At 35.8% G+C, this 19,574-nt stretch carries 23 protein-coding genes; 12 read left to right on the top strand and 11 right to left on the bottom strand.

Annotation, left to right across the window (positions count from 1 at the left end; genetic code table 11):
- Positions 1-30 precede the first annotated feature (30 nt).
- The 3 genes from B9T33_RS11455 to B9T33_RS11445 all read right to left on the bottom strand — a co-directional run bounded on the left by B9T33_RS11455 (position 31) and on the right by B9T33_RS11445 (position 1,445).
- On the bottom strand, positions 31-327 hold the full coding sequence (locus B9T33_RS11455) for a hypothetical protein (RefSeq protein ID WP_086179032.1): 297 nt from the start codon (positions 325-327) through the stop codon (positions 31-33).
- An 89-nt stretch (positions 328-416) separates the two neighbouring features.
- A complete protein-coding gene (locus B9T33_RS16385; protein ID WP_143224013.1) occupies positions 417-779 on the bottom strand; it encodes a hypothetical protein in 363 nt (120 codons plus the stop codon).
- 195 nt (positions 780-974) lie between these two features.
- Complete coding sequence (locus B9T33_RS11445; RefSeq protein ID WP_416202596.1) at positions 975-1,445, bottom strand: CinA family protein; 471 nt, start codon at positions 1,443-1,445, stop codon at positions 975-977.
- Between the two features lie 237 nt (positions 1,446-1,682).
- Between B9T33_RS11445 and B9T33_RS11440 the strand changes: the two genes are divergently transcribed.
- Together B9T33_RS11440 and B9T33_RS11435 are read left to right on the top strand one after the other, a co-directional pair.
- Positions 1,683-3,083 (top strand): iron-containing redox enzyme family protein, encoded by a 1,401-nt coding sequence (locus B9T33_RS11440; protein WP_086179030.1) that lies wholly within the window; start codon positions 1,683-1,685, stop codon positions 3,081-3,083.
- A 293-nt stretch (positions 3,084-3,376) separates the two neighbouring features.
- Positions 3,377-4,534: an MFS transporter gene (locus B9T33_RS11435; protein WP_086179029.1), complete on the top strand. Its 1,158-nt coding sequence runs from the start codon at positions 3,377-3,379 to the stop codon at positions 4,532-4,534.
- A gap of 24 nt (positions 4,535-4,558) precedes the next feature.
- On the opposite strand, the gene B9T33_RS11430 is transcribed toward B9T33_RS11435, so the two are convergent.
- The gene (locus tag B9T33_RS11430; RefSeq protein ID WP_086179028.1) at positions 4,559-5,992 is read right to left on the bottom strand and encodes a GGDEF domain-containing protein; all 1,434 of its coding nucleotides are present in this window, start codon (positions 5,990-5,992) and stop codon (positions 4,559-4,561) included.
- A gap of 253 nt (positions 5,993-6,245) precedes the next feature.
- On the opposite strand from B9T33_RS11430, the gene B9T33_RS11425 reads away from it, so the two are divergent.
- Positions 6,246-6,728 (top strand): hypothetical protein, encoded by a 483-nt coding sequence (locus tag B9T33_RS11425; protein ID WP_086179027.1) that lies wholly within the window; start codon positions 6,246-6,248, stop codon positions 6,726-6,728.
- Positions 6,729-6,805: 77 nt separating this feature from the next.
- On the opposite strand, the gene accC is transcribed toward B9T33_RS11425, so the two are convergent.
- From accC to aroQ, 3 genes are read right to left on the bottom strand one after another with little or no spacing between them, the layout of a single operon-like run.
- Entirely contained in the window at positions 6,806-8,167 is a 1,362-nt protein-coding gene (gene accC, locus B9T33_RS11420) for an acetyl-CoA carboxylase biotin carboxylase subunit (RefSeq protein ID WP_086179026.1), read from the bottom strand.
- A 17-nt stretch (positions 8,168-8,184) separates the two neighbouring features.
- Entirely contained in the window at positions 8,185-8,601 is a 417-nt protein-coding gene (accB, locus tag B9T33_RS11415; protein WP_086179025.1) for an acetyl-CoA carboxylase biotin carboxyl carrier protein, read from the bottom strand.
- Positions 8,602-8,616: 15 nt separating this feature from the next.
- Positions 8,617-9,072, bottom strand: a complete 456-nt coding sequence (aroQ, locus tag B9T33_RS11410) for a type II 3-dehydroquinate dehydratase (RefSeq protein ID WP_086179024.1) — start codon at positions 9,070-9,072, stop codon at positions 8,617-8,619.
- Positions 9,073-10,207: 1,135 nt separating this feature from the next.
- Here aroQ and B9T33_RS11405 point away from each other — a divergent pair.
- The 9 genes from B9T33_RS11405 to B9T33_RS11370 all read left to right on the top strand — a co-directional run bounded on the left by B9T33_RS11405 (position 10,208) and on the right by B9T33_RS11370 (position 15,712).
- On the top strand, positions 10,208-10,576 hold the full coding sequence (locus B9T33_RS11405; protein WP_086179023.1) for a hypothetical protein: 369 nt from the start codon (positions 10,208-10,210) through the stop codon (positions 10,574-10,576).
- A 4-nt stretch (positions 10,577-10,580) separates the two neighbouring features.
- Positions 10,581-10,973 carry a hypothetical protein gene (locus B9T33_RS11400; protein ID WP_143224012.1) on the top strand — a complete coding sequence of 131 codons (393 nt, stop codon included), beginning with the start codon at positions 10,581-10,583 and terminating at the stop codon, positions 10,971-10,973.
- A 570-nt stretch (positions 10,974-11,543) separates the two neighbouring features.
- Entirely contained in the window at positions 11,544-11,804 is a 261-nt protein-coding gene (locus B9T33_RS11395) for a hypothetical protein (RefSeq protein ID WP_086179021.1), read from the top strand.
- Between the two features lie 27 nt (positions 11,805-11,831).
- The gene (locus B9T33_RS11390) at positions 11,832-12,563 is read left to right on the top strand and encodes a zeta toxin (protein ID WP_086179020.1); all 732 of its coding nucleotides are present in this window, start codon (positions 11,832-11,834) and stop codon (positions 12,561-12,563) included.
- A 115-nt stretch (positions 12,564-12,678) separates the two neighbouring features.
- Positions 12,679-12,822, top strand: coding sequence for a hypothetical protein (locus tag B9T33_RS16475; RefSeq protein WP_171263625.1), 144 nt, complete (start codon positions 12,679-12,681; stop codon positions 12,820-12,822).
- A gap of 244 nt (positions 12,823-13,066) precedes the next feature.
- Positions 13,067-13,483 carry a YeeE/YedE family protein gene (locus B9T33_RS11385; protein ID WP_086179019.1) on the top strand — a complete coding sequence of 139 codons (417 nt, stop codon included), beginning with the start codon at positions 13,067-13,069 and terminating at the stop codon, positions 13,481-13,483.
- On the top strand, positions 13,483-13,902 hold the full coding sequence (locus B9T33_RS11380) for a DUF6691 family protein (RefSeq protein WP_086179054.1): 420 nt from the start codon (positions 13,483-13,485) through the stop codon (positions 13,900-13,902). Before B9T33_RS11385 ends, B9T33_RS11380 begins: the two co-directional genes overlap by 1 nt.
- Positions 13,902-14,780 carry an MBL fold metallo-hydrolase gene (locus B9T33_RS11375; RefSeq protein ID WP_086179018.1) on the top strand — a complete coding sequence of 293 codons (879 nt, stop codon included), beginning with the start codon at positions 13,902-13,904 and terminating at the stop codon, positions 14,778-14,780. Before B9T33_RS11380 ends, B9T33_RS11375 begins: the two co-directional genes overlap by 1 nt.
- A 170-nt stretch (positions 14,781-14,950) precedes the next feature.
- Complete coding sequence (locus tag B9T33_RS11370; RefSeq protein ID WP_086179017.1) at positions 14,951-15,712, top strand: alpha/beta fold hydrolase; 762 nt, start codon at positions 14,951-14,953, stop codon at positions 15,710-15,712.
- A 44-nt stretch (positions 15,713-15,756) separates the two neighbouring features.
- On the opposite strand, the gene B9T33_RS11365 is transcribed toward B9T33_RS11370, so the two are convergent.
- Genes B9T33_RS11365 through tssK form a run of 4 tightly spaced genes read right to left on the bottom strand, consistent with a single transcriptional unit; the run spans position 15,757 to position 19,574 of the window.
- Entirely contained in the window at positions 15,757-16,713 is a 957-nt protein-coding gene (locus tag B9T33_RS11365; protein ID WP_086179016.1) for a M15 family metallopeptidase, read from the bottom strand.
- Positions 16,710-17,384: a hypothetical protein gene (locus tag B9T33_RS11360; protein ID WP_086179015.1), complete on the bottom strand. Its 675-nt coding sequence runs from the start codon at positions 17,382-17,384 to the stop codon at positions 16,710-16,712. The genes B9T33_RS11365 and B9T33_RS11360 overlap by 4 nt, the downstream gene beginning before the upstream one ends.
- A gap of 12 nt (positions 17,385-17,396) precedes the next feature.
- Positions 17,397-18,200, bottom strand: a complete 804-nt coding sequence (icmH, locus tag B9T33_RS11355; RefSeq protein WP_086179014.1) for a type IVB secretion system protein IcmH/DotU — start codon at positions 18,198-18,200, stop codon at positions 17,397-17,399.
- Positions 18,201-18,209: 9 nt separating this feature from the next.
- Positions 18,210-19,574, bottom strand: coding sequence for a type VI secretion system baseplate subunit TssK (tssK, locus tag B9T33_RS11350; protein ID WP_086179013.1), 1,365 nt, complete (start codon positions 19,572-19,574; stop codon positions 18,210-18,212).

Below are 19,574 nucleotides of genomic sequence, written 5' to 3'. Positions count from 1 at the left end.
TTTTTTGAATTTTAGTTTATAAGTTGTAGTTTACATCTTTTCCCAAGCATCCTTGATTGCATGCTTAGCATGTTCCCACTTCAAACGAGAATCTGCTTTGAACTCTTCCCATTTGGTTTGTAAATCCGGCTCAGAATCTTCGAAACGCGCATTCTCACCGTATAAATGACGTTCGCGCTCACCAAGCTCATAAGCTGACCTTAGATCACGGTCATAGTCAATATCGGGTACTTCACGTTGAAGATCGCCATAGTACGGTCTATTGGAGTAATCCGTGCGCCAGTCATGATGTATTGGATGTTCATTTTGATGGTCGTTCATTGTAATAACTCCGATTAATTAGTTAATAAATTACAAAAGCAGTGATCCCTGGGCTGCTTCTGTAAATTAAAAAATTACTGTTGTTACTTTGATTATCAATCTTGCTGACGTTGTTGCTGATCATTTTGCTGACGGTGTTGATCAGATTGCTGGTTTTGTTGATGTTGAGGTTGCTGTTGTTGCTGATCATTCTGCTGGCGCTGTTGATCAGACTGCTGGTTTTGTTGTCGTTGTTGATTGTTTTGCTGTTGAGGTTGCTGCTGTTGTTGCTGATCAGACTGCTGGTTTTGTTGTCGTTGTTGATTGTTTTGCTGTTGAGGTTGCTGCTGTTGTTGCTGATCATTCTGTTGACGCTGTTGATCAGACTGCTGGTTTTGTTGATGTTGAGGTTTTTGAGTATCACCACGCTGGTGCTGTAAGCGAGTATCATTATTTTGATCTTGGTTATAGCTAGACATAATACTGTTCCTTTAAAGATTAATTAGATAATCTACTCAATCACAGTAGATCAATTATTAATAACATGAATACTTGAATAAAAAACTTTTAAAATGTTACGTAATTTTTTTATTTTATAATTTCTTTAATTTAATTATTTGTTCTGTTGATTTATAAGTAATTTAAATATTACTTTATTTACACAATGTTAACAATTAACCATTCTTTAATATTATTTTTAATGATTTACATATATTTTTATAGAGCGTTCTTAATTTTGCTTTAGGATGTCCTTTAGTCATTATCTCAAACTGGTAATATGTATTCTTATAAAATATACAATAAAAGAAAGTACCAACTGGCTTTTGTTTAGTCTCAGATCCCCCGCGTTTAAGTAAACCAGTGCATGATATATAAATGTCAGATTTATATATGTTTTTACCATTCATTATCAATTGCTTTGTTACCTCAGGTGACTCTGCTGTGTGTTCATCAATTATTGATTGTTTTATTTTAAATAATTTCTTTTTAAAGTTTAGGTCGTAGCAGACAATCCCGCCATCTAGTATGTCACCAGAGTATTGATCTTGTGAGATTTTATAAGCGATATATCCGGCACTGGCGCTTTCAAATAGACAAATTTTAAGGTCTTTCTTTGCTATTATTTTAAAAATAGATTTCATAATTAAATCCTCTTATTTATTATTATAATAATAAATAAGAGGATTTAATGTTGTGAAGGAGTTCACATTTATAAATTTTGTTACTAATATATTAATTTTTATTGAAATCTATAAGCTTATGTTTTGCAAGGTAAAGCAGACGTAGGGTTACAAATGAATAACCGATGTTAAATAAAAATAACAAATCAGAATATTATGTGAATTATGTTTGAACAGTCTTATTACCGCGAGAGAACTATAATGCCGACAGCAGTAAAAGAAAGAATATTACATCTAATTACTAAAGATCATCAGAAATATTATGAACTTGTCGAATACTTTTTAGATCCAGCGATATCCCAGTCCGCAAAGGAATTAAAGTCATTTCATATCCTTGAAAATGAAATTCAAAGCATTCGTACTGAAAATATTGATATGCCAGAAGATTTAAATTTGCTGGGTGAGTGGATTGAACAAAAAAATCGTACTCAATGTGAGCACTATAAAGAATATTTAGAAAGACGGGAAAACGGAGCAGGGAGAGAATACTTTTCTAACCTAAGTAAGGCTTATGAGTTTCTATATAAGGTTGCACCGACAAAAAAAGTTGATGGGTCATGGCTGTATAGTATGATTCAGTATTGGAATGATCCAGTTTTTAGAGATTTCATACAAATATATTTAGAAGAGTTAGGGCTTGGTTCTGAGAAAAGTAACCATGTAAGCATGTACAACACAATATTGTTAACACATGGGTTGGACCAGCTCTCACTAAATCTACCTGATGAATACTATCATCAAGCAGCAGTACAACTTGCGCTTGCGTATGCACCTTCGGAATTTATACCTGAAATAGCTGGATTTAATTTAGGTTACGAACAACTGCCATTGCATCTATTAATAACGAACTATGAATTAAAAGAGCTAGGGATTGACCCCCAGTACTTTAATGTACATATAACAATAGATAATTTTGATAATGGACATGCCAAACTGGCAACAAATGCAGTAAAAAAATTAGCAAGCCATTATAGGTCCAAAGAAGAATTCTTTAGAAAACTAAAAATTGGTTATCTTCTAAATGATAAAGGCATTAGTTCAGTTAAAATTATTAAAAACTTATGCTCTGAAAAAATGGTTTTAGAGATATTTAAGAAGAAAGCATTAGTTGGCAAACATATGCATAACAATAAGTGTAAATTTAATAATAAAACGACAAATGAGTGGTTATCTGCAGAAGATGAGATTGAAGACTTTATTTTTGAGTTGATCAAAATAGGCTGGATTAAACTCAATCAACCACCTGAAGAAAGCAAATTTTGGAACATGATTCATAATGACGACGGGAAGATGTTTGGTGTATTCAGTGCGGTTGAAAAAACGTTTATTTATGATTGGATTGCTGGAAATTCCAAAAATCCTAAGCACAATCTTATAAATAAAGAGTTTGTTAAAAACTTCTTAGAAACCAGCACATTTAGCTATTTGGCCAACCATGAATTGACTGAACTAAAAAAACAAGTGGCTGGTAGCACCAATGCAGGGTACAAGATCAATAAGCTTTTAAAATACTTAGCACCACATATGCATCATCAAGAAATTGGGTTATGGAGTACCCAGCGTATCGTAGAGAGTTTATTTCCATCTCTAGCCCGCCAATAAAATGAATCTTCCAAAAGTTTTATAACTATTATCGTCAGAAACAACCGCCTTCGGGCGGTTTTTTATTAATATGTGATAATTTTAAAGATAAAAATAAATATATGTTTATTAATAAAAAAATAAAATAATGCTTAGATTTTTGTAAAAGTATACAAATTTTGAAATAATTTAATTAAAATAAATTTGTATACTGATTTGTATACTCGCCATATCCTAACCAAGCCTTTTAGATGCAAAAGCATACAACTCTGAAAAGTTTATAACCTATTGTAAATACTAAGGAATACAGCTTGATGCTTAACATTCCAATCCAGTCCAAATTAGGTGGATTCTACTTTTTTTATTATGCCATCGTTGGGACGTTCATGCCTTACTGGAGCCTATACTTAGAAGATCAAGGCTTTAATTATCAAGAAATAGGTTGGTTGTCATCTATTGCAATTATTACTCGTTTTTTTGCTCCATTTATATGGGGATGGATAGCCGATAAATCTGGCAAACGAATGCTCTTAGTTCGAATTGCAACATGGATGGAAGCGTGTATTTGGTTTTTGATATTTATCATTCCAAATAATTTTCAGTCAGTTGCTTTGCTGATGCTCATTTTCAGTTTTTTTCAAAATGCCATTTTGGCGCAGTTTGAAGGGGTTACTTTGTTTTGGTTGGCTGATCGACGTGCAGAGCTATATGGTAAAGTCCGAAAATGGGGTTCAATAGGCTTTATCATCGGTGTATTTGGAATTGGTGCTTTACTTGAAATTATTCCAATTTCGATGTTGCCTATCATGTTGTTATGCATTGCATTTTTAGCCTTTCTTTGGTCATTTACAATTAAAGAGCCTACTTCAGCACCGTTATCTCAAAAAAAACTAGAACCACTATGGCCAATATTAAAACGTCCAATTGTTGCATGTTTTTTCATTATTGAATTTTTTCTTCTTTTTTCACATGCACCATTTTATAGCTTTTATAGTAATTTTCTTAAACAAGCTGAATTTAGCACAACCCAGATCGGTTTCCTTTGGTCTGTAGGTGTAATCGCTGAAATTATCATGTTTGCATATGCCAACGTATTTTTAACGCGTTTTTCATGGCGTGTTTTAATTACCGTGTGTTTGATTTTGACAGGAATACGTTGGTGTGTCGTTGGAATATTTCCAACAAGTTTCTTGGCGCAATTCTGTGCCCAAACCATTCATGCATTTAGTTTTGGCTTATTTCATATGATTGCAATGCGCATCATTTTTCAAAATTTTAATGCCAGTCAACAAGGTCGTGGACAAGCTTTATATAGCACCATGTGGGGACTTGGTGTTGCGTGTGGCAGTATCTTGGCTGGACAATATTGGGATCAATTATCAGGCGCTTGGATATTTATTATTGCAGGTTTTGCTGTATTGCCCGCGCTATTATTTGTATTTGGTTTGCCAAAAACGATTCAGTCAAATTAAAAAAAATTCTTAGTCTAACTAAAATTACGCTAAAGCTAATACAACTTGGTTCCGACCAGTTTGTTTTGCTTGGTAAAGCGCTTGATCCGCTTGGTTAATCAAATATTGTAAATTAGGGGCATCTGGTAGATTCTGATGATTGATTCCTATACTTACAGTAATAAATAGTTCATTAGTGTTATCAACTTTAATTGGAGTGATTTCCACAACATTCCGAATGCGTTCAGCAATATTGTGCGCATCCTCAGCTTGAATATTGCTGAGTAAAATGACAAATTCTTCACCACCAATGCGTGCAAATAAATCGTCTTCGCGCAGATTATCTCGAACAATATCTGAGAATCGCTGAAGTACGACATCACCAATATAATGCCCATGCTGATCATTCAGACGTTTAAAGTGATCAATATCAAGCATAATAATTGAAAAGGTTAATTCAGTATGACTATTCAAATACTTTTCACCTTGTTCAAAAAAATAACGGCGATTCATCGCATGAGTCAGGCTATCATGATTGGCAAGGTATAAAACTTCTTTAAAAAGATCATGTCTGTTGCGGCTAATCACGCATAAAATCAAAGGTGCAAGAATTAGCATTGTAAGGCCAATACGCACAGAAATTGCTGTTGATAAATAAGCCACTGACGAATCGGCCAAATAAAAATTATTGAGATTGTAGTAAGTAGCTAAAATTACAACTGCATTAATGACAGCTAGGGTAAATAACTGATAACTCAACGCCGCCCAAATAAGTGCAGCTAAAGGATATAAAATGGCACCGGGACCTGTGAAAATAGAAGTCAATAAAACACATAGAGCAACTGCGATTGCTGGAAAAAATTTATTTAACAAAAGAGCCCGAGGACGTCGATTTCTAAAGCTGTTTTTGATTTCCAAAAGAGTCGGCATTGACAGAATTAGAGGTAGCATGATTAATGCATTCATAATTTCTGTAATCCACCACATGCCAAAGTCAATGAACAGACGATTGGTCGTCATAAAAGTATTTGGAATATATGGCACGGTAAATATTGCAAATGTAGCACTAGCCAGACAACCACCACCGGCGATGATGGCAATCATGGTAAGAAAAGTAAAACCCTTATTATAATTATGATAATTGACTTGAAAATACCGCATAAAAAACAAAGAGATGATGGTATTGATTAAATTAGCAAAAGTTAAAAATAAGGTCAGTTGAAAATGGTTACCTGTTAGCAGGTCTGCAAGCATATATCCTGTAAATGCTCCTAACCAACCGCCTGCATTACTTAAATTTGGAAAACGTAAAAACAGTGAGAGAAGTACTGCATTTGCAGGCCAAAAAATAGCAAGAAAAGTAAGTGGGCGACTTAAAATACCAATTAGACAAAAACAAAAAATGATCGCGGCAATAAGCACGAAGGCAATGCTTTGGCGTGTTGTAGGAGGTGTAAGACAATTTAAATGCAATTTCATCAGCCTAAATCGCCTAATTAGTTTAAGTTAAAGTAATTAATGAGTTATATAATAAAGGAAAATTTAAATAAAAATATGTATAAATTGTGAATTATGTGATTTATTTGGCATTAAATTGGGCTCTCGGTGGTGAAGTGTAGGTGTTTTGTATTATTGAAATAATAAAATCGATTGTTATGAAAATGTGATAAACCGTGGATTTGTAAAAAAATGTGTTACTTTAAAGGTATGATTTATATGACTGATTAAATGTATGAAAAAAGCATATCTTACAGTTTTACTCATGTTGAGTTCATCATTGGTGATGGCGGCGGAAAATAAAAATTCGACCCAAGATGCAGATGTAAAAAACCGCGTTGATGTCGTAAATAGTTTTAAAGTGACGACTCGTTCTGAATTGGTGGGTTTATGGGGCATGGAGATACCGACAAATCGGAAGTGTATCGAATATTATAATTTTAAGGGAAATAATGATGTTGTCATTAAAAGCGGAAGTGAGTGGTCTTCCGGGATTTATGACTATCAGCCTACGCAGGATCCCAATGAGCAAATTCCAGCTTTAATTTTACAAGTGAAGTATGATAATAATCAGGTCGATTGTTCGGGCAATCAGCAAGATCAAACTGGGGAAATTTCACAGTATTTTGTGAAATGGAAAAGCCCATCGGTAATTAACCTCTGTACCAATGAAAAAGCAGAGCAGTGTTTTGCGACTTTACGCCGTGTATTGCCATAGGAAATTTAACACTGCATTATTTTAATAAATTGAAAAAAACCACTCATAGCGAGTGGTTTTTTTATGAAGCAGAGGAATTATTTATCCTCATGACCTTCAATTTTCTTTAACAAATGTTTTTCTAAATAGTGAATATCCATTGCTTGCTCGCAGAAGTTTTTATCTTCTAAAATCAAGTCTCTATGTAATGGAATATTTGTTTTTACACCAGTGAGAATAATTTCTTCAAGTGCTTGCTTCATTCGTGCAATAGACGTATCACGGTCTTTACCATGTGCAATGAGTTTAGCAATCATTGAGTCATAGTATGGTGGAATGCTATAGCCTTGATAAATATGTGAATCAAGACGTATACCTGCGCCACCCGGAGCATAGAAGTGATCAATTTTACCCGGTGAAGGCATAAAGGTTGATGGATCTTCTGCATTGATACGACATTCAATTGCATGACCTTTTAGCTGGATATCTTCTTGTTGAAGATCCAAACCAAGACCTGCTGCAATACGAAGCTGTTGTTCAATAATGTCGACACCAGTGACCATTTCAGTTACTGGATGCTCAACTTGAACTCGGGTATTCATTTCAATAAAGAAAAATTCACCGTCTTCAAATAAGAATTCAAAAGTACCTGCGCCGCGGTATTGCATTAATTTACAAGCATTGACACATGCTTCTAAAATTTCAGCTCGTGCTTCTTCTGGTAAGCCCGGTGCAGGCGCTTCTTCTAAAACTTTTTGATGGCGACGTTGTAAAGAACAGTCACGATCATAAAGGTGAATTGCATGACCATTACCATCTGCCAAAACTTGCACTTCGACGTGACGTGGTTTTTGTAGGAAACGTTCCATATAAACGGTATCGTCACCAAACCACATTTCAGCATCACGCTGCGCAGCTTGTACAGATTCGAGTAGGGTGTCTACACGCTCGACAATACGCATACCACGACCACCACCACCAGAAGCCGCTTTCACGATTAATGGAAAGCCAATTTCTTTGGCTTCAGCAAGAGCGTTGTGGATGGTTACAGCATGGTCACAACCAGGTACAGTCGGTACGCCAGCTTTTTTCATTGCAATAATGGCTGAAACTTTATTCCCCATTAAGCGAATGTGTTCTGGGCGTGGACCAATAAATATAAAACCTGAGTTTTCTACAATTTCAGCAAATTCAGCATTTTCTGACAAGAAACCATAACCGGGATGGATGGCATCTGCACCAGTAATTTCTGCAGCTGTAATAATTGCAGGGATATTAAGATAACTTTCGCTGCTGGCACCTGGTCCAATACATACAGCTTCATCACAGAAGCGTAAATGCATTAGGTCTTTGTCGGCATCGGAATAAATCCCTACGGTTTTAATTCCTAAAGTTCTGCAAGCGCGGGTGATGCGTAACGCAATTTCACCACGGTTTGCAATTAAAACTTTTTGCAACATTGTGATTCCCCGTGGTCTTAAGCGCGATAGCGGAATAATGGTTGACCGAATTGGATCACATCGCCATTTTTAACTAAAATTTCTTCAATTACGCCGCTTTGAGTTGCTTCAATTGGGTTCATGATTTTCATTGCTTCAATAATACCCAGTGTTTCACCAGCAGATACAGTTTGACCTACTTTAACAAAAGGTGCTTCACCTGGGTTTGGAGCTGCATAGAATACGCCTACCATTGGAGATGGTTCAACTGCACCACGAGGTGTACGTGGAGCCGCTGGTGCAGCAGCAGGTGCTGCCATTGCAGGAACACCTGCTGCAACAACTGGATTACGACGAGTCAACGCGATTGATTGATCGCCTTCTTTAACTTCAATCGCCTGTAAGTCAGATTCAATCATCAAATCGATGAGTTTCTTGATTTTACGGATATCCATGAACAGTATTCCTAATTAAGATTGAGAAGTTGGTTGAATTTTTTCGATGGCGAAGTCTAGAGCAGCGGCATAGCCTTTTGCACCAAGACCACAAATAACGCCAACGGCTTTATCTGATAGATATGAGTGATGTCTAAATGCCTCACGTGCGTGAACATTTGACAAATGTACTTCGATAAATGGTATTGCCACGCCAAGAAGGGCATCACGAACAGCCACAGATGTATGTGTCAATGCGGCAGGGTTGATAACAATAAATTGAACGCCTTCTTGTTGCGCTTGATGAATACGGTCGACAATTGCGCCTTCCCAGTTGCTTTGGAAAGTGTCGAGGGATATGGAAGCGTTTTGGGCCTGTGAAATCAAATTTTGGTTAATATCTTCTAGTGTTAGATATCCATAAACTTCTGGTTCACGTTTACCCAGTAAGTTGAGATTCGGTCCATGAATGACCAAAATGGTCGAGCTCATTCAGCCTGCTCCAATTAAAAGTTGCAATATTACTTTGCAAGATAGCTGCAAAGTTTGCTTATTATGGCATAAAATTCCACATTTTTTTTATAATTTCTTTGAATTGACGTGAAAAGCATGTGCCGATAATGGGCTATATAATGCGAACTTTGCGGCGAATAGACAATGTTAAAAGGTTACATTTTTATTGTGTTCTTATAATTTCTAATTTTAAACCCAATTGGCGAAAACTATGCATAGCATTTGTGTAATCTTGGTTATCTAGTCAAATGGGAGCTATATTGGCTTCAACTATAATCTATCGCGTGCAAAAGAAAAAAGCTTTTATATATCTATTGAAAATGCCTAAGTATGTTGAATATAGGCATATCATTTCAGATAGATGTTCAACCAATGAGTATAATTGTCTTTTTTTTGAAGCAAATATTTTTTTGGCCATAATTCAAAGTAATATTTCAAGATTGATTAATTTTTGTATGTAAATATTATATTAAAAACAAAGAATTATAATTTTTTTCGCTGTTTTTGATGTGGCTTAAGAACCGACAGAAATATTATTCATGTGCTTTCATTTTGCTTTTTAGCTCGAAGAAAGTACTAATTCTTTGTCAACGAGTTTCTATCCTAAGTCATAAATTTTTCTTTATTTTGTGGGTTTTCGGGAAAGTATTAAGTAGATGGAAATGTTCATAGCCTAATTGTCTTGTTGCACTTCTCTATTTAAATTGTGGTTGACATCATTCCTGTAAAATAATTGATAAAGTCTGTAGGCAATACTGGAGTGACCATTTAGCTCATAATTTCTAGGCATTGGTGAAACTCCTTAAGGTTGTTCTTTAATGTATGCATTGGCAAAAGTGTCATTTAAGTTTTGGCAGATCGTGCTCATTTTGCATATTGAGCTTATTTTTTATTCAAATGTACTAAAATCGGAAGATATTAAGGAAATTGGAAGGCGTATGTTTCTTCTTTTACCTGCATTTCATAACGACCAATAATTACAAAGTCACGTTATTATCCTGTAATGATTGAAGATTTAATTCAAACGTAAATTTAGGCTTCAAATTTTCTCCGAGTTAGAGTATTTCACGTTAAACTGCATCCATCATTATTCCTTCAATGCCAGAGAACCTACATGGCCAAAAATGCACAGAATTCATCACCTTTAGCAGAACTTATCGCAGAGCAAAAATTATTATGTGAAGAAGTGGGTTCAGCTTATGTTGAAGTCAAAGGTGACGATGTTATTGCTGTTGCAGTACATACATTAAATAAAGACCCAATCGTCGGTATTCGTAAGCCTGCTGAAGGCGAAGAAAATGTTAGTTGGTATATCTATGGTGGTGAGTTAGAAGGTGCGGAGAGTTTTGAAACGATGACAATCCGTAAATTCCAAGAACTAGCACCAGAAGTGCTGCCTTATTTAGCGCTAGATGTTGGTTATCGCTTTATGATTGACGCAGATGATTACGAAGATATCTGGAAAGAAGGTGATGAGGCCTAATTAGATGCAATCAAGGAAGATCTTTCAGAATTGTTGGTTTACTTTGCTTTGTAGTGCTGCCGCTATTGCACATGCTGAGACTGTACAGCTATCAGTGCAGAAGCTATCGCAAGCTGAATATAATCAAAAAATTCAGCAGTATACGGATCAAGTCAATTTGAGCAAAACAATTTTGGATGCTGAAGGATCGTCAGCGACTGCTCAGGAGCAAACACAGGCTTTTTGTACTCGTCTCAATGCCTATCGTCAGATTTTAAAAATTTCCCAAGAAAACGCGACTCTTGAAATGGCAAATCTGATGCAGTTTGCAGCGCAGCATTATTTGCAGCAGCAACAGGAAAGTCTGCAATCTTCTGGTTTGAATGAAAGTGCATTTTGTTCAACTGACAGTAAATAGCTTTTGATTCGGTAGTTTTTGTTTTTTGATCGATACTCAAGTTTTTATATTTGCCTCAATATGCAAGATGTATCAGACCCAAAACGTTATTGTTTATATTGAATGAAATAAAACGAAAATAAGCATGTTTTGAATGTATTGCTTATTCTTCATAATTGAAAACCCATATTGTCAGGAAATGATATGAATTAGGGTTAAAATGATAAGCAGGTCACACTAATATAACCATGTTAGGACGATTACTATGTACGGACATCCCTGGTCCTGTTGTATATGTGGTCCTGATACATCAACTTGTTGATGTCATTCTCTTTTAGCCACTGAATAAGTGGCTATTTTTTTTGCATTAATCTTTGAGCCTATTTCAATGATTTGTACTCTAAAAATAAGGTTGATATGAAGTTGTCTAGCTTTCAAGCTTTAATATTGTTTTTATGAGTGTTTAATTCTTAAGTTTTAACAATATATAAGCCAAATAGTTGACACTTTTATTGGTGGATAAATAGACAAATGCAAGGAGTGTGATAATATGTTGAGACACATTATTTTTGATGTTTAAGGAGTTGTTCTATGACAGCTTATACTTCAGTGATGAAAGCAAGTCAGTATGAGGATGATCTCATCCCAAATCTTGCAATTCATGCATTTCGCCATGCTTTTGAGCAAGCAAGTGCAACATCGGCTGTGGTTTATGTCAAAGGTCAGCAATTGGTTCAACGCCTGCAAAATGGTCAAGAAATACAACTTAAAGATGTCTCTTCAGACTTTGTTCAGTTCGATTCAATTCCTCAAATTTTAAAACGCAAAAAGAAAATAGAAGAAACGGTTTAATTTATGCCTCCACAACCTCGAATTAGGATGTTTGCAGGTCCAAATGGTTCAGGTAAAAGTACAGTTAAAGAATATTTATTGCCCCATCATATTGGGGCTTATTTAAATGCGGATGAGTTAGAAGCACAATTAAAACATTCGCAGCGTGTAAATTTATTTGATTACCATCCTGCTTTAAATGCAGAAGCATTAATTCATTTTTTACAACAAAAAAAGCGACCCTCAGAAGGGAACATGATTCCACTCATGTCGCGTGAGCCTATAATTTTAGATCGATGGAAAATCGAATTCCATTCAGACCAAATTGATTCGTATCTCTGTGCACGAATAATTGATTATATTCGTCTTCAATTTCTTGATTTGAAAATTAGTTTTACTTTTGAAACAGTTATGTCGCATATCTCTAAAGTAGAGTTTTTAAGAGAAGCCAAACGAAAAGGATTTAAAACCTATTTATATTATGTTTCGACTATCGATCCGCTTATTAATATTTCCCGTGTAAAGTATCGTGTGCAAACAGGCGGTCATGGTGTACCTGAGCAAAAAATTCGTAAACGCTATTACCGTAGTATGGATTTACTGATGCAAGCAATTGAAGTAACAGATCGAAGTTATATTTTTGACAATTCTACTGATGGACAGCAAGCATCATTTATTGCAGAAATTGAGCGTGCTGAAATTTTGAAAATGAATCATGGGATTCAACGTTTTCCATGGTGGTTTGTAGAAAAAGTTTTAAAAGAGTTTGAAGCAGAATAATCAAAAAATACATTAAGGCTAAAAGACTAAGGAATTATAAATGACAATACAGAATCATCAAGACGCTGTACCGACGCACAGTTTAGAGCAACAAATCGTTCAGTTGGAATAACTAATGGTCGAGGAGACGCAAAAGCAAGACAATTCGAGTAGTACGGATTGGGCTGCAGGAATTGACATGTCGCAGATTATTGAGCTGGGATCTGAAGTAGTCGACTGGATGGGGGAAGCCCTGAGTGATATTAGTACTGATTTATAATTGATAATAAAAAATTAACAATAAATGCGGTGGGTTAAAAAATTACCGAGGAAATATTCAGTGAATTTTCAACTTTATAAAATTTAACTTAATAAAGTGATCAGTTTTGGCTAGGCCTTAGATGAAATTTTAATTGCTACATATGATCAAGAATAAAACTTGAACAAGAAAATAATCTGAATCACTTGCAACTTTCCATAAATAACATATTATAAAAACATATATTGTTCTTGTGGGCTTGTGTATGCATCCTTTTTTAACAGCATTTCTTGGTGGCGTGATGCTTGGTCTGGCCGCTGTGGGTTATCTATATGTTCATGGACGTATAGCAGGGATCAGTGGATTGATAGCTCAAGTAATGAATCCTTTAACACTATTCAAAACACCAGCATTTTGGTTTTTGGCGGGCTTATTTATTATTCCTTTTGCGTATGCACAGCTAACAATAACCAATATTGAATTAAATGCCAGTCCGTGGATGATGATTATCGCAGGTTTACTCGTGGGTTTTGGCACACGGATGGGTTCTGGTTGTACCAGCGGGCATGGCATTTGTGGAATTAGCCGACTTTCAAAACGCTCATTTGTAGCAACAGGTAGTTTTATGCTTGCTGGGGCAATTACTGTCTATGTTATGCGACACGTGTTGGGAGCTCAATGATGAAAAATGTATTGGCTTTTTTGTTTGGTGGATTATTTGCGATTGGATTAATGTTTTCAGGCATGTCAAATCCAGAGAAAGTTCTAAATTTTCTTGATATAACAGGGAATTGGGATGCAAGTCTTGCATTCGTTATGTTGGGTGCAATTGCTGTGGCATTTATACCGTTTCAGATAGCTGTCCGAAAAGCGGCGCCAAAAACATTGGATGGAAGTGCAATAGATTTACCTCAGAATAATCAGATAGATTCAAAGCTTATATTAGGCAGTATTCTTTTTGGCATAGGCTGGGGAATTGCAGGTATTTGTCCAGCACCAGCATTTACTTTAATTGGCCTTGGATTTTACCAAGCTATTTATTTTATTGTAGCTATGATTTTGGGTGTTTATATTCACCGAAAGTTTGCAGGAGCAAATTGATGTCAAATCGGGTATGTGTGCAAGATTTTTTTGATAAAAATACCAATACATTCAGTTATGTAGTTGCAGACCCTGACACTAGGAAATGTGCCATTATCGACAGTGTTTTAGATTATGATGCGGCTTCTGCATCAATCCATACCACACATGCCGATCAAATTATAGATTTTATTCAAAAAAATAGCCTAAGTGTAGAGTGGATTTTGGAAACCCACGTACATGCAGATCATTTAACAGCGTCGCAATATCTACAAGCTAAACTTGGCGGAAAAATTGCCATGAGCCATAATATTGGCGTTGTGCAAGAAACCTTTTGTGCAATCTACAATTTTGATATGAATTATTTTAATTCACATCAGTCCTTTGATTATCTCTTCGCTGATCATGAGCATTTTAAAATTGGTAAATTAGAGGCATATAACATTCCTACACCTGGGCATACACCAGCCTGTTTAAGTTATGTGATCGGTGACGATGCAGTTTTTGTTGGCGATACCTTGTTTATGCCGGATTATGGCACAGCACGATGTGATTTTCCTAAGGGCAGTGCGGCAAGCTTATTTGATTCCGTACAAAAATTGTATGATTTACCAGCGGATATGCGTGTCTTTCTTTGTCATGATTATCTACCAGAAGGACGTCATGACTATATTTGCGAAAGTTCGATTGAAATACAAAAAAAACAAAATATTCATATTCATGAAGGAACGATAAAGGCTGACTTTGTGGAAATGAGAAATCAACGCGATGCAGCGTTATCAATGCCCAAACTTATATTACCTGCCATACAAATTAATATGGATGCAGGTAAATTTCCAGAACCAGAACAAAATGGCATACGTTATTTAAAAATACCGTTAAATATTTTTAAGCATTGAATCTATTTATTAAATAAGCGCTTTTGCTTAGGCGCTACTATAACTTAAAATAGCCTAAGCAAATGTTATTTGCATTTTAAATAGCCTAAGCAGTTTTTATTGAAAATTGGCAATTGATTAAATGCCATCAACGAAGCATCATAAAGAAAAATGTAAGTAGTTACTCAACAATGATCTTAAATTATGAATTGCACCCAAATTCAGATTCTACGAAAAAACCTTTAATTTTTATTCATGGTTTATTCGGAAGTCTCAGTAATTTAGGCATGCTGGCAAGAGAATTTCAAAATACACATACAGTAATCCAAATTGATTTACGTAATCATGGTAAATCAGCACACAGTGCAGAAATGGATTATCCAACAATGGCACAAGATATACTGGAAACCTTAGATACATTACACATTGACCAATTCTCTGTGATCGGCCATTCAATGGGTGGGAAGGTTGCAATGTATTTAGCTTTAAATTCTCCAAGGGTAAATCAACTAGCTGTTTTGGATATTGCACCATTTGCATATCAAGAAAGCCATCACGATGAAATTTTTAAGGCCTTATTTGCTGTAGAAAAGGCTCAAATACAATCGCGAGCACAAGCCATAGAAATAATGAAAGGCTATATACAGACTGATATGATCATTCAATTCCTGCTGAAATCATTTAGTAAAGGGCAATGGCTATTTAATGTTGAAGCGTTATATCAACATTATCAAGAGATTACAGGTTGGGTGAATGCAGATAAAGTTTGGCAAAATCCAGCTTTATTCATAAAGGGTGGTTTATCACCTTATATATCTAAAGAACAACATCTAAATGCGCTTGTACAACAGTTTCCTCAAGCAAAATTAATTGAAATAGAACATGCAGGACATTGGTTACATGCAGAAAAGACATCACAAGTTTTAGAAGAATTAAAAGCATATATTCAATAATTAAAAAAGCCTTTCTCATAAGAAAGGCTTTTTATCAAAATGAACTATTCTATTTTTATGTTGCTGGCTTGCAGTTGACCTTCAGATGTTAATAATGCAGCCATTTCAGCAGTCTTTTTTAGGCCTGGCATGCGATATTCCGTATGCCCATAGTCTTGGATTGATTTCCAACGACCGCCCCAAGTCAGACCAACAGATTCCGCAACTTCACCATAGAGTTGATATCCGCGCATGGCCCACGGGTCACGTTCTGAAATCACCACTTTACCATTTCGTTTAAATGCAACATCAGCCGCCAGACCAAATTGGTGATAACTTTGGAAACCTTTAGCACGCGTTGTATTTTTATTGGTGGCTAAGTTATTTTGACGCTCAGGACTACGGTATCCTTCGAGTAAGACCATTTCATAACCATGCCGTTCTTGCATGAGTTTAAACACCATCAATAATCGCTGTTTATAGCGTGGGTTCATCTTATGCCATTTACGATCAGCTGATGGAACATCAGTAGAAAATGAATGTGTATGAATATCCTGAATTTCAGGATTAAACGTTGATGCCATTATAGAAGCTTGCTCTATTGTTGTCGCTTCTTCGGCCATCGCTTCTTGCACCAGATATTCTTCGACTTCAGGCGGCGCATCCAACACTTGACCATCTAACATTGCATAGATTTGTGGATCAGCCTTTCTTAAATAGTCAGCCTCGACTTTGCTTGCAGTAACAGGACGGGTAAAAGCAAAAACCAAAATACTGGCAAAAAGTATGAATCCTACAAAAAGAATCCACCATTGTTGCAAATGCCAATGTGATTGAATTTGCTTTGGTGCAGCAGCATAGTTGAACTCATAAGCAAATTCGCGGGCATTTTGAATGCGCTTTTTACTTTGAGGAATTAAGTCGTAAAAAAAGTCTAAAACTTTAACTCTGACTTCATAAGAAAAACAAAGCACTGTGACCAGTGCTAAAGCAAGAAAACAACCCATCAAGAAAATGATCATGGTGTGGCTGAAGTGCTTACATTTGTGGCAGAACTTACTTTCGGACGTTTTGTTTCAGAAATTTGCGTACCACCCATTGGTTCTTCATAACTTTCTTCAACTGCAGGAGCTGGTTTTACTGTTGCTGGTTTAGTGGTATGAACCGTTACACTTTGTGTTGGCTTAACTGGTGTTTTTGCGGCTGTTGTAGCTGTAGAATTTTTAATGACAGTTGGTTTTTGTTGAACCGTCTGTGGTTTAGGTTGCTCTAAATTAAATGGCGAAGCTGATTTTTGCTGTGACAGATTACTTGATGCTACTGTTTCACTATGGCCATGATTAAATGCTGTGCCAATTTCTTTAGAATAGATATTGTCAGACTCTTTCGAATCTTCATTATCAAGATTGGCTGAAGTAAGATTGCTCGATTGGTGTGCCAATACATCCATATCTTGTAAAACTTGGTTTTTAGCTTGTATTGGTTGTCCAGATTCGGGCTTTTGATCCTGATGAACTGATCTTGGTTCATTATTGGATGAATCATCTGATGAAAGATAGAAATAACCCAGACCAGCAACAATAATTAAGGCAGCACCCACTAAAAAACCAATTGCAGCATGTGCAATTGGTGGTAAATTATTTTTTTGTATTGACTGTAAAATACGTACATTATTCGATTTTTCGTTTGCCATTTTATTTTAGTCTTATGGTAAATGAATAGTGATATAAGCTTGTTCTGACGGGGCTGTAATTACATTTTGGTATTGAGATAATGCCTTGTTATTTTGGTTAGACAACATGTATTTCAAACCACCAAAAGCCAATACTGCAAACAATGCCCAAAAAATTAAAATCCAGAAAAATGGCAATTCACGATGAATGATATTTTTAATTTGATCAGGCAATGCTGCAAAAGGTGAAAATGCTTTTTTGCCTTTCATGTAATCAATTTCATCACCAACACGTGCAACCAATGAATTGAGCATTTCAATCGATTCAAGACGATATTTACCATGAAAACCAAGTAACATGCAGTAATGGTAAACTTCTAGAGCAGCAAGGCGCTCTTTGTTTTTCGAGCGAATTTGTTCTAAATTTTCAAAGAAACGATAGCCAGCGAGTTGCGAACCAAAAAGACTTAACTGTAACGGATTCATCATCCAATTATTTTGCAAGTCGAAAAATCGCGCATCTTGTTGAGTCACAATTGTTTCATCTAACAAAGCACAATAGGCATATTTAGCATCGGTAATATCATCATTACTAAACTGAAGTTTTCTTGCCTGACTTTCAAAACGATTTAATAAATCTAAAATTTTTGTCCTAAAACTCGTTGGATTTGAAGGTACATATTGATTTTTCAAAAGAAATACAATGTAAAAACCATCATGCAAAAGATCAACAAGATTTGTAGAGCTGTTTACTTTTGTTTCAGTTATGGGTTTTGATGCACCCAGTCCAATTTGGCCATCATCAAATAAAGAGGGTGCATTGTTTGAAGTATTCATTTTAATGCCTTATCCATTCATCACAACAATAAGTTCGATCGAAATATCTTGGAAGCCTGCAGGGATATAGACACAAATTGATTCTGAATCCAGCATCCGTTGATATAAGTCATTATTTGGTTCAACTTCAAAATAGCTGACCCCAGAACGTACAGGAATTGCAGTTGGTACTTGCATCATATGTTGTAATGGAACGGCAGGTAAAGCAGCCATCACACGTTGTTCAACATCAATGGTATTGCCGACTTTGAAGCGTAACGGTACATAGGAAATAATGTCATGCGTAGGCATTGCACTACTTGATACAGCAAGATAAAGGCGAGAGTCACGAGTGATTTTGTCACTTTCTAAACTACCAACCCAATATGATGGGCGCGTTTCTTTCAAGTTAATACTGATGTAACGGTTAGAAATAATCGTGTCGAGTAAATCTCGCAAAATGACATCAAGTTGAGCAAAACTTTCTTGCAAATTATGATGTTGATATTGCGGTAATTGATCAACTTCATAAGCTGTTGAAAATGTTAATAATGAACCAGTCAAACGTAATAATTCAAAATATAATCGTTCAGGATGAATCAGCGGATATTGCAATAAATGATTAAGTGTTGCGTGCGCAGTATTTAATGCATTCACTAGCCAAAATGAAACAATATCACCTGAACGGAATTCAATTAACTTTTGTTCATTTTCACGATTATTCGATTGAATCGTTTTAATTTTGGCTTTGATAATATTCAGTGTACGTTTCAAGCCAGTGATTAAAGATTCACATGAACTAATATGTAAAATCGGTGGGATAAATTGATAATCCAGTACAAAATTCCCCGAACTTTGTCGTTTAATTTTCCCAATCGGCATATATAAGAAACCATCAAGATTATGTTGTGGTTCTTGGCCTAACTCAAAAATTTTAAATTCAGCACGACGACGGAGTAGCGTAATCTCCGCTGCCGTCGCATCAGTAAATAAATCGTGAGTTTGTGTCAGATGTGAATGATAGCGACTGGATTGGGTGTTTTCTTCAAAATTAACATTACGCTTGTTGGGTTGCACGATCGGTAATGCTAAATAAACCTGCATTTCACCTCGTAAATTTAATGAATCTAACAATACCGGTTCGGGCAATAAATCTTGTGCAGGTGCTTGATAAATTTCACCATCTTGCCAAATCATTTCAACTTTATTTAAAGCTAATGTATTGGTGCTTATTTGTGACTCATCGAAAATCAGGCTTTGAACGCCATAAGCAAAAGGGATTGTTGCACGAACGGTATGGTTTAGACGCTGCTCATGATATGCATCTTGCAATTGAAAGTGTTGAGGGCGTAAAAATAAACCTTCACCCCATAAAATTTTTTCTGCTCTAAACAT

Origin of the sequence: Acinetobacter sp. ANC 5054 (assembly GCF_002135295.1) — a bacterium.
In the GTDB taxonomy this organism is placed as follows: Bacteria; Pseudomonadota; Gammaproteobacteria; order Pseudomonadales; family Moraxellaceae; genus Acinetobacter.
The sequence above is the reverse complement of the archived record's forward strand: the minus strand, read 5'-3'. Positions and strand labels throughout refer to the sequence as shown.

What these genes read in the sequence shown, in the direction of transcription:
- B9T33_RS16385 (WP_143224013.1), bottom strand. Translation starts at nt 779, where the DNA reads ATGTCTAGCTATAACCAAGATCAAAATAATGATACTCGCTTACAGCAC.
- B9T33_RS11440 (WP_086179030.1), top strand. Translation starts at nt 1,683, where the DNA reads ATGCCGACAGCAGTAAAAGAAAGAATATTACATCTAATTACTAAAGAT.
- B9T33_RS11435 (WP_086179029.1), top strand. Translation starts at nt 3,377, where the DNA reads ATGCTTAACATTCCAATCCAGTCCAAATTAGGTGGATTCTACTTTTTT.
- B9T33_RS11430 (WP_086179028.1), bottom strand. Translation starts at nt 5,992, where the DNA reads ATGAAATTGCATTTAAATTGTCTTACACCTCCTACAACACGCCAAAGC.
- B9T33_RS11425 (WP_086179027.1), top strand. Translation starts at nt 6,246, where the DNA reads ATGAAAAAAGCATATCTTACAGTTTTACTCATGTTGAGTTCATCATTG.
- accC (WP_086179026.1), bottom strand. Translation starts at nt 8,167, where the DNA reads ATGTTGCAAAAAGTTTTAATTGCAAACCGTGGTGAAATTGCGTTACGC.
- accB (WP_086179025.1), bottom strand. Translation starts at nt 8,601, where the DNA reads ATGGATATCCGTAAAATCAAGAAACTCATCGATTTGATGATTGAATCT.
- aroQ (WP_086179024.1), bottom strand. Translation starts at nt 9,072, where the DNA reads ATGAGCTCGACCATTTTGGTCATTCATGGACCGAATCTCAACTTACTG.
- B9T33_RS11405 (WP_086179023.1), top strand. Translation starts at nt 10,208, where the DNA reads ATGGCCAAAAATGCACAGAATTCATCACCTTTAGCAGAACTTATCGCA.
- B9T33_RS11400 (WP_143224012.1), top strand. Translation starts at nt 10,581, where the DNA reads ATGCAATCAAGGAAGATCTTTCAGAATTGTTGGTTTACTTTGCTTTGT.
- B9T33_RS11395 (WP_086179021.1), top strand. Translation starts at nt 11,544, where the DNA reads ATGACAGCTTATACTTCAGTGATGAAAGCAAGTCAGTATGAGGATGAT.
- B9T33_RS11390 (WP_086179020.1), top strand. Translation starts at nt 11,832, where the DNA reads ATGTTTGCAGGTCCAAATGGTTCAGGTAAAAGTACAGTTAAAGAATAT.
- B9T33_RS16475 (WP_171263625.1), top strand. Translation starts at nt 12,679, where the DNA reads ATGGTCGAGGAGACGCAAAAGCAAGACAATTCGAGTAGTACGGATTGG.
- B9T33_RS11385 (WP_086179019.1), top strand. Translation starts at nt 13,067, where the DNA reads ATGCATCCTTTTTTAACAGCATTTCTTGGTGGCGTGATGCTTGGTCTG.
- B9T33_RS11380 (WP_086179054.1), top strand. Translation starts at nt 13,483, where the DNA reads ATGAAAAATGTATTGGCTTTTTTGTTTGGTGGATTATTTGCGATTGGA.
- B9T33_RS11375 (WP_086179018.1), top strand. Translation starts at nt 13,902, where the DNA reads ATGTCAAATCGGGTATGTGTGCAAGATTTTTTTGATAAAAATACCAAT.
- B9T33_RS11370 (WP_086179017.1), top strand. Translation starts at nt 14,951, where the DNA reads ATGATCTTAAATTATGAATTGCACCCAAATTCAGATTCTACGAAAAAA.
- B9T33_RS11365 (WP_086179016.1), bottom strand. Translation starts at nt 16,713, where the DNA reads ATGATCATTTTCTTGATGGGTTGTTTTCTTGCTTTAGCACTGGTCACA.
- B9T33_RS11360 (WP_086179015.1), bottom strand. Translation starts at nt 17,384, where the DNA reads ATGGCAAACGAAAAATCGAATAATGTACGTATTTTACAGTCAATACAA.
- icmH (WP_086179014.1), bottom strand. Translation starts at nt 18,200, where the DNA reads ATGAATACTTCAAACAATGCACCCTCTTTATTTGATGATGGCCAAATT.
- tssK (WP_086179013.1), bottom strand. Translation starts at nt 19,574, where the DNA reads ATGTTTAGAGCAGAAAAAATTTTATGGGGTGAAGGTTTATTTTTACGC.